The organism is Ketobacter sp. MCCC 1A13808, assembly GCF_009746715.1.
Classification (GTDB): Bacteria; Pseudomonadota; Gammaproteobacteria; order Pseudomonadales; family Ketobacteraceae; genus Ketobacter.
Genome location: NZ_VRKW01000018.1, coordinates 58,154 through 70,700, shown reverse-complemented (window position 1 = coordinate 70,700; position 12,547 = coordinate 58,154). Strand labels below are relative to the sequence as shown.

Sequence of the window (12,547 nt, the reverse complement as noted above, 5' to 3'; positions counted from 1 at the left end):
CTGACGACAATAGAGCTGTGGAACCACCTGATCCCTTGCCGAACTCAGAAGTGAAACGCAGCATCGCCGATGGTAGTGTGGCATTCGCCATGTGAGAGTAGGTCATCGTCAGGCTTCTAATACCAAAAACCCTCAGTACCGAAGTACTGAGGGTTTTTTTATGCTTTTTGATAAGTCTTTTCCTGCGTGACTCCGCTCTATGTTATAACGCTATTTTGGATTTCCGGTATTGATAGCTTACGGTCCTCCATATCCCGTAGGTAACTAACTGAAACAGGATCTACTCATGGATAGTCTGAAAACGACCGAACTCGAAGCGGCGGTTTTTCGCCGTTTGTTGAAACACCTGGACGACAATAAACACGTTCAGAACATTGAGCTGATGCAATTGGCGGGCTTTTGTAGAAATTGTCTGAGTAAATGGTATGTCGCTGCTGCGGAAGAAAGCGGTGAGCAGGTTGATTACGAACAGGCAAGGGAGCGTGTATACGGGATGCCGTATGCAGAGTGGAAAGCAAAATACCAGACTGAAGCATCGCAGGCTCAGTTAGACGCGTTCAATAGCCGTGATAAGAAATAACTTACTCATATTAACTAAAACCATAATGATAGGCTTCCATTATGAGCGCCACTGAAATTACTCTGGGTTACGCCGAAGATAATGTAAAACTTCAGTTAAAGAAAGCTAACCGGCACGGTCTCATCGCTGGTGCTACTGGTACAGGTAAGACGGTTACTTTGCAGATGTTGGCCGAGGAGTTTTCCCAGCAGGGTGTGCCGGTATTTCTGGCTGATGTTAAGGGGGATTTGTCAGGTGTAAGTCAGGCCGGCTCTCCGCACCCTAAAATTACTGAACGATTCGAACGCATGGCTCTGCCATTGGATCATTGGCATGGCAACCCTTGTGTCTTTTGGGATGTGTTAGGTAAAAGTGGTCATCCCATCAGGGCAACAATATCCGATATGGGGCCGTTGTTACTCTCCAGGCTGCTCGGATTGAATGACACGCAGGAAGGTATACTCAATATTGCTTTCAGTCTTGCTGACGATGAAGGAATGCTGTTGCTCGACCTGAAAGATCTCCGTTCCATGCTCAATCATGTGGCAGATAACGCGAAGGAATTGAGATCCATGTACGGGAACGTTTCGTCTGCGTCCGTAGGTGCGATACAGCGCCGTTTATTGGTGTTGGAGCGTTCGGGCGCAGAACAGTTTTTTGGCGAGCCTATGCTGGACTTTAATGACTTACTGAAAACGGACGGGCAGGGATATGGGTATATCAATGTTTTGGTGGCAAATCAGCTAATACACAGCGCAGGTGTTTATTCTACTTTTTTACTTTGGTTGTTGTCAGAGCTGTTTGAGAACTTGCCAGAGGTAGGGGACCCGGAAAAGCCTGTTCTTGTTTTCTTTTTCGATGAGGCCCATTTGTTATTTGACGGTGCTCCAAAGGCGCTAGTGGATAAAATTGAACAAGTAGTCCGCTTGATTCGTTCTAAGGGTGTGGGTATTTATTTTGTAACGCAAAGTCCATCTGATATTCCTGATGAAGTCCTGGCTCAATTAGGAAATAGGATTCAGCATGCTCTAAGGGCGTTCACTCCTAACGAGATGAAAAAGGTAAAAGCAGCAGCAAATTCATTTCGCAGTAATGACGCGTTCGATAGCAGTGATGTGATTATGGAGCTGGGTGTGGGTGAGGCGTTGGTTTCTACGTTGGATGCCAACGGAACCCCCTCCGTTGTCGCGCGTACGATGATTAAGCCACCCAGATCCAGGATTGGTCCCGCCAGTAGTGGTGAAATCGAGTTGATCAGGGGGCAGAGCCCGTATATAGGTGGATATGATACTGCCCTGGATCGGGAGTCCGCTTTTGAAATACTAGCGAAGAGAAGTGAACAGGCTGCTGCAGAAGCCGCCGCGGATGAGCAACGAAAACAGCATGAAGAAACACAGGTGCGAACCCAGAAAAAGCCTGCCAGGCGGAGCAATCGTCAGTCAGCTGGCGAAGCTTTTGTGAAAAGCATGGCCAGAACGGTCGGTCGGCAGGTAGGGCGTAACCTGATACGTGGTATTTTGGGCTCGCTCTTCAAAGGCCGATGATTAATCGGCCTCATATGCGCTGTTGATATTCAGCTTCTGGTAGCGGTTTTCTTCGTTGTCCCACTTCAAAAAGAGTAATGACTCATCACTGAGGGGGCGATCGAAGTGCAGAAGAAGCCGGGTGGGTTTGCCCTCGTTATTCAGATCTTTCATCACAATTTTAAGCCCAGAGAGCGTGACGCTTTCACCTTCAACAAGCGGCTGCTCTTGAAAATTTCTGAATGCTTCTTCTGCCTGTCCTTGCAGAAACCCCTCTGCTCTTGCGATTTGCAACGTACTATCATCGGGTTTTGAAAAGCTCAATCCGTCATTTAATGTTGTTATGGTCCAAAGCCTGTCTGGCATCACCTCTCCACGATAAAAACGAAGTGGTCCTATTACCATCGCAGAGGCGATTGGTGGTGAAAACAAGACGATACGTTTGGATTCAATGTCCTTTATGCCAGAGAAATACGAGGGTTGGTGGGGAATTAGGCTGGCCCAGACTTTCGTGCTGTATGCCATTAATGGCAGCAATAAGGGAGCTAACACCAGATGGAAAGCTAGCAGGACGTGGGCGGTTCCACGGCTATAACGGTTGAACAAGCCGGCCCCATTGCAATGTTTCAGTGAATAGATGTGGTAAAAAAAGTTGCCTACAAGTGCGGACGCACCGATGCCGGTGAAGAAAAGCAGCCGATCATGTGGTAGTGCAGTCAACACAGGCAAAATGGAGAATAACATGCCACAGAACCAGAACATGCTGGTCCGGGTGCGTGAAAGAGCCCGCATCACGGGGATTAATAAAAGTAACAGAACGACCAGGCAGCCAACCACGTAACCGATAATCGTTTGACCGGAAAACCCATAAAGCTCAGCCGGAATGAAGCCCCATTGACTGGCCAGTAGCACAGGGAGACGCTCGATCAGTTTGCCGAGAAAGGTGATGGGGTGATTGACCGGATCGACGTAATAGGAGTCAGCATTGGCTGCGCCAAACCCAGAGGTCTTGTAGATCACCCACCAGGCTACTATTACTGCAAAATGGGGCAGCGTTGCGAGCACCCCTTTCAGCGGTCCCCGCTTGTCCAAAAATAACGCGTAAGCGCCCATGTAACCAAAGACTGAGATGGCCGATTCGGCGGAAAGCAGACTCAGTACCAGGGCAATTAACGAGACGAATAACCACCTGCGCCCCTGCTCCCGGCGCCAACGCATATACAGAAGCAGACTGACGAGGGCGAAGCTCAATGCAATTAACGCGTTTCTATTGGCTATCCAGCTAACCGCAAATCCATGGCTGCTATCCAGTGCGTAGACGGCTAGTGCGAGCACGCCAGCCAAAGGTGCACTTAGGGTTGTTCTATACAGTCTGGAAACCAGCACCAGGACCAGCAGGTACCAGGCAATATTATGGAGGTGCATCATCCAGGGTGAGTCTGGCCAAAGGACATGATCCAGCCAGTGGCTCATTTCACTCAGTGGCCGCCAGAACGCGTATTTGAGCTCAGCGTAGGTCCACCAGGGAATTAAGCTGTAATCCATTAATAGGCGGTTACGTTCAGGATCACCGTTAATAAACGAAAATAAACCAAAAACTGACAGATCCGGTGGTTTAACAATGGGACTATTCGCACTGAGTAATGCGTGATGGATGTAGTCGTCACCCATATAGCCAGCCCAAATTGCAGGCATGCATAATATGAAGGTGGTTATATAGATTAAAAGGGTAAGTCGATCAGGCTCCTGTGGGAGCAACCTAAGCAGTTTCATCAATTGTTATACTTTTCAGTTCTGCGTTTGAACGCGAGTGTATTGGGGTTGGTAGCTGATCTCAACTACCACTGGTCGATTAATACGCTTGGTCGAGAAGTTACCAAACGCCTGTATACATAAAGTGTATTTTTGGTGTTTATAAGAGTATTATAGGTTAATCTTTAGCTAGCTAATCATCAGCCTAATAGTTTTTGTGGAGAGGGTGAGGAATAGCTTAACAAGCACGGTAGTATTCCTCTACTCGTTGACCTATCCGTTTCATTATGTAGTCGTTGGGGAAGGTAAATGGAACAAGAAACACACCAAACGAATGATCCATCGTTTGTGGATGTATTGATTAAAGCAACTCAAAAAGAGCTGGGGGATGCGAAGTCTCAATTCAATTTTCCTATGCCTGGGGAAGGCGCTAAAGCGGATGTTTTGTTCAATTCAATCGAGGTTTTCACCAGCAAAGGAATCGAAGACACTACGGTGCAAGATCTATTGGATGCGGCCAACATTTCCCGCAGGACATTTTATAAATACTTTAAGAACAAAGTTGATGTTCTGGAAAGCATTTATCAGATGGCCGCAGAATTATTGATGATCCGTTTTAAATCGGTACAGAACGAAGCGGCGACTATGAGCGATTTCATAGTCCGGTGCGTGGAACTGTACTTTGATTATCACACGCACCTTGGTCCACTTGTTCGCATGATGACCGAGGAAGCCCGTCGCGCAGACTCGCCGCTGGCTACTCACCGGGCGACTCTGCTGCAGCATATCGTAGAAATGTTCGAAGAAAAATATTATGAATTTGAGAATATTAATCTGGACCCCAAGATCTACTACTCACTGATTTGGATGATGGAGAGTGCATCCATGAATCTGCTAAGTAAGTTGCCGTGCGACCAGGCCGAAGTAGATGAGTTCAAAGCCGTCATGTGTGCGATTACTGCGCGCGTCGCATTTACCGATCCGGCACAATGGAGCAGTCTGCCAAAAATGCCGTTGAAAGCGTAAGCAGCATATAAGGCTATAAATTATCGATATAGCGGAAGCGGGGCAGAGAATCGCCCTCTACTTCTATCGTTTCAGTGAACATGCTGAGTGGTCTTACCCAAAGGTCATAATCACCATAGAGTGTGCGGTAAACCACCAGCTTTTCTTCGGTTTCGCTGTGGGTTGCCACGCCGATCACCTCATAATCTTTCCCTTTGTAGTGTCGATAACGTCCTGGTTGGAGCATAAGCCGGATTCCTGGTTAGATAGGGTGCACGCCTGATGGCATGGTTTTAGGGGTTAAATTTTGCGACTATCCATTCTTATAGTAATTCCGTTATAGTTCAATGAATTTCCTTAAGATCTTTAGGCAATGTGCTGCATTCCACTAATAAAAGAATCTGATAAGCTGAACGCAGAATTACGGAAACCAGAGTAAATAAAGCCAGGAGTTTGAGTTTGGGAATTCACTACGGAGTGGTGATGACTTTGCTGTTGTGCATCGGGTGCGCCGCAATAGCAATGGATTCCGGATCAATTGAGCAGGGTACAATTGTTCTGAAAGACGTTCAGCAAGATTATTCCCTGGGGGAGTCGTTGCGCTGGAAGGTGGACGCAGGCGGCGGCATTCAAATTGCTGAGCTTTTGCATGAGCCTTCGCTGGGCTGGGTTTCCGGTGATAGTGATATCCCCAATTTGGGTTATTCCTCTGACCCTGTCTGGTTTCGAACCTCGCTGGAAAATGCGAGCCCTGAAAAGCTTTGGTATCTACTGATTGACTACCCTTTAATCCGGGATCTGGATGTTTACTACGTTCGTCGTGGCGAGGTGTCCAGAATTATCAATGTAGGGGATCGGTTTGAATTTTCGGCTCGCCCGGTTTTGAACCGCGGTTTCATTTTTCCGGTCAGACTGGCCAGAGGTGAAACGCTTGATTTGTACTTTCGTATGAACGGGCCCTATGCAGTACAAATGCCGCTGCACATAATGACCAGCGATGTTTTGCTCACACGTGAAACCTATGCGTTGTTGCCGCATGGATTGTTTTTCGGTTTTGTCCTGGTGATGGCCTGCTATAACTTTTTTCTATTCCTGGCGACGCACGAAAAAGCCTATCTCTTCTATACGCTGTTCACGCTCTCTATCGGCTTGTTTCAATTTATTCAGCAGGGGTTTGCTTTCCAGTTTTTATGGCCCAAAGAAGTCTGGTGGCAAAATAAGTGTACCGGGGTTTTTATACATCTGAGTCTTATCTGTAGTTACTTTTTTATCAGCAGTTTTTTGGATCTGAGGCGTTTGCTGCCGATACTTTACCGGGTATCGGGTGTGCTTATGGTGACTTCTGTGATTACTGTTTTGTTGGTGCCATGGCTGGATGAATTTTGGGTAATGCGTTTCGGTGTCATTCTGGCGTTACCGGCTACGCTGTTGGCAATTTCCAGTGGTTGGCTCGTTTGGTGGCGTAAAGGCAGAGCGGATGCTCGTTATTTTTCGTTGGCCTGGAGTATTTTTCTCATTGGAGTTTTATTGCTAGCAATGAATAAACTCGGGATTTTGCCGCGCAATTTTATTACGGAGCACGGTGCTGAAATCGGTACGGTTATCGAATTGGCTCTGCTGGCATTTGCCTTGGCATCCAGAATTACTATTGAACGCAATCAGCGGCTGGAATTGCAGAAGCGAACACAGCATCTGGAAAGGGCTGCACTGCAGGCAAAAGAGCGAGCACTGGATCTTGAGAGAATGAATTCAGAACAGTTGGAGCAAAGTGTGCGGGAGCGCACCCGTGATTTGCATAAAGCCATGTCGGAGCTGGCAGTGATGAACCGAAGGCTTGAGCAGATGAACATGACTGACTCGATAACCGGTGTTGGCAATGAAAATAGTTTACTTTCTACGTTAAGGAAGGAATGGGATCGTTGTTATCGCAGTGGTGAGTTGTTGTCACTTATTGTGGTCGAGCTGGATGAATACCGCGAAATCATCGCGGATCATGGGAAGGTGGCTTCCGACGAATGCCTTAAAAACGTGGCGGATATTCTGGAACGTATTATTTCACGCCCGGCCGATTTGATAACGCGCTACGGTGATAAAGTGTTTGGTGTTGTTTTGCCTGCCACGGATGCGGTAGGCGCGGGTTACCTGGCGTCGGAAGTGCTTGCTGCTGTCATCAGACACCCATTTGATTTTGGGGTGGCAAAAATTCAGGCATCGGTGAGTATCGGAGTGGCTTGTGCGTTGCCCCGCCAGCCCGAGTTATATAAGGACCTGCTGATGGCCGCAGAAGGTGCTGTATATGTTGCACAAACCAGTGGAGGCAACCGAGTGCAAATAACCAAGCCGAATAGTTAATTTCCAATGCTGGCAACGGATAGTGCCTGTGAATGCCATTGGTCCGGAACCAGGAATAGTATTTCAGGTTTTTCTGTCCAGCGGGATACCAGAACCTGAACAGGGTGTTCCAGTGTGTCACGCTGCAATTGAAGGACGAATTGACGGTAGCTCAAGGCCTCACATCCACTTTGTGCCATCCACTCTCGTTTTTCCAGGCGATGAAATTGACACTGGGGCAGGGGCGAAAAAGTTCGTTCAAATTCTGATTCAGATAACCACCACCCTGTCTGGTGATCTTCTTGAATGTAGTCCGGACATGCCGCAGGGGGCCGCTCTAACTGTTCGTTGAAGGCGTAGAACAGGCGGCCTTTGCTGAGCAGCCGTTTGGTGACGATATCCCAGCCTCGATCCAGACAAAGCTGTTTTGCTACCGGGTTATCTGAAAGTGCGAGCTGCTGGTCAATCAGGTGGTGATACTTTCTGCTTAAGCGGTCTTTGAGATTTGGCCCGAGCCATTGAGTGTCTCGGCCGGGAGGGTTCACTTGCAGATAGAACTTGATCGCCAATTCCCAATGCTCCACATCACCACTTGTTTGATTTTTAACGATCAGGTCAAACTCGCCGAGCGTTTTTTTGTCATCACGCACAGGGAGATTGTTGGACAGTAGGCGAAACTGTTTACTGTGTTGTAGCCAATACAGCCAGCATCTTTCGAAATAGATTCCGAGTCGGTAGTGATTGTTTAACTGTAGGTACTCAACCAATGTCTGATCGTCATTGTCGATCGTCGATAGGTGGGGTTGAATGTCGTGATAGGCCTGCTCATAAATCGAGTGAGGCAGGTGATATTTCGTATTTCGGGTTTCTATCAACGCTGGGCTAAGTAAAGCCCAGGCAAGATTGCGAACGTGCGGGGATCGGTAGCGGTTGAGTTCACTGTGAAGAAGCACTGGATTTTTCTATGGTGTTAGTTGATTGTTTAAGATTGATTAGCAAGCTTATAACACCGATGACCATTCCGGTTAGGATGCCGTAAAGATGGCTGTCTACAGCGACAAAACCACCAATCGCCTGTCCGGTGAACGAATCGGTCCCACCCATAAACTGTTCGTAGATGGTTTTGCCGGCCATATACATCGCGAATAGCAGAGAGAGCATGGGGGCTCGCTGCCAGCCAACAATCAAGTAATGGGTCAACATGCCCCAAATGGCGCCGGATAAGCCCACGTACCAGAGTATTTCGCTATTTAACCAAAAAATGCCGGTGCCGACACCGAGAATGCAAATCAGCAGGCCAATGGCTTCACGCCGGGCAGAGATCTCTTCTCGGAAGCTGACTGAGACGATCAGGTAGCCCACTAAGTTGAGCATGGTGTGGTTGCTGTTGAGATGGACAAACTGGCTGGTGATAATACGCCAGATTTCTCCGCTGGCTACTTTGTCGTGCACCAATGCCAGTTGCTGTATGATGGTTTGCGGAAACGTTGCGGTGATGCAAATTAAAATCATAACCAGAATGGAAAACCACCATTGCCTGAAAAACTCATTAAAGTTTTTCTTGGCGATGGCTTCTTTTTCTTCAGTTGTTTGCATCAGCGCGGGTTCCACTTTAACGTGTCGGATTAGTGCTTACAGGGCCCGGATTTTATCCATCTGGATTTGGAGTTGAGATAGCGCAGATTGATGCTCCACAATTTTTTGTTTTTCCTTTTCTACCACGTCTGCCGGTGCCCGATCGACAAATTTAGGGTTGTTGAGCTTGCCTTCAACGCGTTTGATTTCCTGCTGGCGCTTGTCGATTTCCTTTTGCAGTCGGCCAACTTCAGCGTCCTTATCAATTAACCCCGCCATCGGTACGCGAACTTGCATGTCGCCAACCAGTTGAATAGATGACATGGGGGCTTCCTGATCCGGTTGCAGCCAGCTTAGGCTTTCCAGTTTAGCCAGAAACAGCAATAAATTCTGGTAGGCATCGAAACGCTGTTGGTCGCTTTCATTGCCCTGTTGCAGTAATACTGGCAGAGCTTTGCCGGGGGAAATGTTCATTTCTCCGCGAATATTTCGAACCGCAAGTATGATGCCTTGCAGCCAGGCAATATCGGCTTCAGCGTCGCTGTCAATTTTGCTTTCATCCGCAAGGGGGTAGGCTTGCAGCATTATAGTTTCGCCCTGCGCTCCAGCTTTGGGTGCAATCTGTTGCCAGATCTCTTCGGTGATAAACGGCATCATTGGGTGTGCCAACCGTAAGATCGCCTCTAATACGTTTACTAGTGTGCGGCGGGTGCCTCGCTTCGCAAGTTCGGTTGCATTTTCATTACTGAGCACCGCTTTTGAGAGTTCCAGATACCAGTCACAGTATTCATTCCAGACAAATTCGTAAAGCGCTTGCGAGGCGTGGTCGAAGCGGTATTCGTCCATCGCTTTCGCGACCTGCTGTTCTGTTTTCTGCAAGCGGGATATAACCCAGCGATCTGCAAGGCTCAGTTCCACCGGTTTGTTGTCATTTGCGCAATCTTCGTCATCGGTGTTCATCATGACGTAACGACTGGCATTCCATAGTTTGTTGCAGAAATTACGATAGCCTTCCAGGCGCCCGGTATCGAACTTAATATCCCGTCCGGTGGAGGCCAGGGACAAAAAGGTGAAGCGCAAAGCATCGGTGCCGTAAGAGGCGATGCCGTCGGCAAAGTGTTTGCGGGTTTGTTTTTCAATCTTGGCTGCAAGTTGGGGTTGCATCATGCCGCTGGTGCGTTTGGTTACCAGTGTTTCCAGTTCGATCCCGTCTATAATATCGAGGGGGTCCAATACATTACCTTTGGATTTCGACATTTTTTGGCCTTCGGCATCCCTGACCAAGCCATGAACATAGACGGTTTTAAAGGGTACCTGAGCAGATCCGTCTTCGTTTTTCATAAAATGCAGGGTCATCATAATCATCCGCGCAACCCAGAAAAATATTATGTCGAAACCAGTGACCAAGACGCTGCTGGGGTGGAAGGTGGCAAGCTCTGGTGTTTTCTCTGGCCAGCCTAGTGTCGAGAAAGTCCATAATGCGGAGCTGAACCAGGTATCCAGAACATCATCGTCCTGTCGTAAAGACACATCGCCAGTCAAATTATGCTTTTCTCTCACTTCTGCTTCGTCTCGCCCAACGTAAACATTGCCTTCGGTATCGTACCAGGCTGGAATGCGATGCCCCCACCATAGCTGGCGGGAGATGCACCAATCCTGGATGTCCCGCATCCAGGCGAAATACATATTCTCGTACTGTTTGGGCACGAATTGGATATCGCCGTTTTCAACCGCGCGGATGGCGGGCTCGGCCAAAGGTGCTACCCGCACATACCATTGGTCTGTTAGAAAGGGCTCGACAACGACGCCGGAACGGTCACCTTTAGGGACCTTTAATCCATGCGGTTCAACTTTTTCCAGCAGGCCCAGACTTTCCAGGTCGGCAATGATTTTTTTGCGCGCCACGAACCGGTCGTCACCGCGGTACGCTTGTGGTAGTGCCCTGTCCACCACCGTGTTTTCACTGCCGTCAAAATTGAATACTTCGGCAAGCTCCAGAATAGCGGCGTCCACGCTAAAAATGTTCACCAGCGGCAGGTTGTGCCGCTTGCCGACCTCATAGTCGTTAAAATCATGGGCTGGCGTGATCTTTACGCAACCGGTGCCGAATTCCATCTCGACATAATCATCCGCGACGATGGGGATTTCACGGTTCACCAGTGGCAGCATGATGCTTTTGCCAATCAGATTGGAGTAGCGTTCATCCTTGGGATTGACTGCGACTGCCGTATCGCCGAGCATAGTTTCGGGGCGGGTTGTAGCGACCACTATGTAATCTTTGCCATCGGCTGTCGTTGCACCTTGGCTGAGCGGATAGCGGAAGTGCCACATGCTGCCTTTCTGATCGACGTTTTCAACTTCAAGATCAGAGATTGCTGTGTGCAGTTTGGGATCCCAATTGACCAGGCGTTTGCCCCGATAAATCAGCCCTTCGTTGTATAGCTGCACAAATACTTCTTTAACGGCGTTGGACAAGCCGTCATCCATCGTGAAGCGTTCGCGGGTCCAGTCCAGGCTGGCACCCATGCGTCTGAGTTGTTGGGTAATGGTACCGCCGGATTCCGCTTTCCATTGCCAGACCTTTTCCAGAAATTTTTCTCGACCCAGGTCGTGGCGGGTTTCTCCCTTTGCGGCCAGTTGCCTTTCAACTACCATTTGCGTGGCGATACCGGCATGATCGGTGCCGACCTGCCATAGGGTGTTGTTGCCCCGCATCCGCTGACAGCGAATCAGCGTATCCATGATGGTATCCTGGAAGGCATGTCCCATATGCAGGCTTCCGGTGACATTCGGTGGTGGAATCATGATGCTGTAGGCATCACCCTGGCCGCTTGGCTTGAAATAGCCTTTGGCTTCCCAGGTTTGATACCAATGGGTTTCGATTGCACTTGGGTCGAAGGTTTTTTCCATGATCACCGATGTCTCTTGTCTTGAATTAGCCAACTTGTTCGTCAAAAAAATTGCCTACTCAGGCATTCCGGGGACGAATTATGGGGCCGACAAGTATACCGATGTGTTGGGGATTTTTCTGCCTGTGTAACCGTTCAGCTCGATTTTTTCTTAAGCTCTTTGAACATTCTGTCCACTTCCTGTTCCAGCTTCATGCGTAGCTCAGCTTCTAACCGGTGCATATTGGCGCGAATGACTTCATTCACCAGCTGGCTGGCCTTTTGCCGTAGGGCTTGATATTCCCTAGAAGATTGATTGAGGTCGAATGAGAGCTTATTAAGTGGATTGTCGTGCAGTAGTTGGTGGAGTTGTGTCGAGGCATCACTGATGCTGTCAGATTGCGATGCCTTGTGGTTGCTGCGGTTGTGGCTCTCGCGCAGCTTCTCCAATGTAGATCGGGGTAAGAAGGGGTTTTCGATATCCGTCGATCGGGCGGGAACCGGTCTTTCGGGTTCGGCTTTGGTCGCTATGGCTTGTGGTGCCTGTGGCGCAGCCGCGTTCGCTGGGTTCCGGAACCGATCGCTGATTTCCAGTGGATCATTATCCAGAAAACTCATGTCCAGATCACCCTCATTGAAGTTTTTAGCCGGGGTGGTGCTGAAGGTGGCTGCTCCGCGATCGATCGTATCCAAAGTAGGGCTGGGAAAATCAGGGTGCGTCTCGTTGAGCACGGGAACGTCCTCAACGAAGCTTTTAAGCACGGGAATATCCTGGCGGATCGGGTTGGCGAATTCTTCGTCCTCCAGCATCTCACTAAGTGATTTAAGCTCGTCGAGCATCCGGGTTTTGGTTTTTACCTTGGCGCTGTTTTCTGGGTTGTTCTCACGTTGGCTCATCTGTTCTACACCGACCG

At 48.8% G+C, this 12,547-nt stretch carries 10 protein-coding genes and 1 rRNA gene; 5 read left to right on the top strand and 6 right to left on the bottom strand.

Annotated elements, in window-relative coordinates; all coding sequences use genetic code 11:
* The 3 genes from rrf to FT643_RS20805 all read left to right on the top strand — a co-directional run bounded on the left by rrf (nt 1) and on the right by FT643_RS20805 (nt 2,103).
* Nucleotides 1-114, top strand: a 5S ribosomal RNA gene (gene rrf / locus FT643_RS20815).
* A gap of 172 nt (nt 115-286) precedes the next feature.
* Entirely contained in the window at nt 287-580 is a 294-nt protein-coding gene (locus FT643_RS20810; RefSeq protein WP_156873347.1) for a DUF1244 domain-containing protein, read from the top strand.
* Nucleotides 581-621: 41 nt separating this feature from the next.
* Nucleotides 622-2,103, top strand: a complete 1,482-nt coding sequence (locus tag FT643_RS20805) for a helicase HerA-like domain-containing protein (protein WP_156873346.1) — start codon at nt 622-624, stop codon at nt 2,101-2,103.
* On the opposite strand, the gene FT643_RS20800 is transcribed toward FT643_RS20805, so the two are convergent.
* Nucleotides 2,104-3,753, bottom strand: a complete 1,650-nt coding sequence (locus tag FT643_RS20800; RefSeq protein WP_156873345.1) for a hypothetical protein — start codon at nt 3,751-3,753, stop codon at nt 2,104-2,106.
* 390 nt (nt 3,754-4,143) lie between these two features.
* On the opposite strand from FT643_RS20800, the gene FT643_RS20795 reads away from it, so the two are divergent.
* Nucleotides 4,144-4,860, top strand: a complete 717-nt coding sequence (locus FT643_RS20795; protein ID WP_156873344.1) for a TetR/AcrR family transcriptional regulator — start codon at nt 4,144-4,146, stop codon at nt 4,858-4,860.
* A 13-nt stretch (nt 4,861-4,873) separates the two neighbouring features.
* On the opposite strand, the gene FT643_RS20790 is transcribed toward FT643_RS20795, so the two are convergent.
* Nucleotides 4,874-5,086 carry a DUF1653 domain-containing protein gene (locus tag FT643_RS20790; protein WP_156873343.1) on the bottom strand — a complete coding sequence of 71 codons (213 nt, stop codon included), beginning with the start codon at nt 5,084-5,086 and terminating at the stop codon, nt 4,874-4,876.
* 212 nt (nt 5,087-5,298) lie between these two features.
* Between FT643_RS20790 and FT643_RS20785 the strand changes: the two genes are divergently transcribed.
* Nucleotides 5,299-7,191 carry a sensor domain-containing diguanylate cyclase gene (locus tag FT643_RS20785; protein ID WP_156873342.1) on the top strand — a complete coding sequence of 631 codons (1,893 nt, stop codon included), beginning with the start codon at nt 5,299-5,301 and terminating at the stop codon, nt 7,189-7,191.
* Here the strand turns inward: FT643_RS20785 and FT643_RS20780 are convergent.
* The 4 genes from FT643_RS20780 to FT643_RS20765 all read right to left on the bottom strand — a co-directional run bounded on the left by FT643_RS20780 (nt 7,188) and on the right by FT643_RS20765 (nt 12,530).
* The gene (locus tag FT643_RS20780) at nt 7,188-8,123 is read right to left on the bottom strand and encodes a DUF1853 family protein (RefSeq protein ID WP_156873341.1); all 936 of its coding nucleotides are present in this window, start codon (nt 8,121-8,123) and stop codon (nt 7,188-7,190) included. The genes FT643_RS20785 and FT643_RS20780 overlap by 4 nt on opposite strands.
* Nucleotides 8,107-8,766 carry a rhombosortase gene (rrtA, locus tag FT643_RS20775; protein ID WP_156873340.1) on the bottom strand — a complete coding sequence of 220 codons (660 nt, stop codon included), beginning with the start codon at nt 8,764-8,766 and terminating at the stop codon, nt 8,107-8,109. Before rrtA ends, FT643_RS20780 begins: the two co-directional genes overlap by 17 nt.
* Before the next feature lie 36 nt (nt 8,767-8,802).
* On the bottom strand, nt 8,803-11,655 hold the full coding sequence (locus FT643_RS20770; RefSeq protein ID WP_156873339.1) for a valine--tRNA ligase: 2,853 nt from the start codon (nt 11,653-11,655) through the stop codon (nt 8,803-8,805).
* A gap of 134 nt (nt 11,656-11,789) precedes the next feature.
* The gene (locus FT643_RS20765; protein ID WP_156873338.1) at nt 11,790-12,530 is read right to left on the bottom strand and encodes a hypothetical protein; all 741 of its coding nucleotides are present in this window, start codon (nt 12,528-12,530) and stop codon (nt 11,790-11,792) included.
* Nucleotides 12,531-12,547 lie beyond the last annotated feature (17 nt).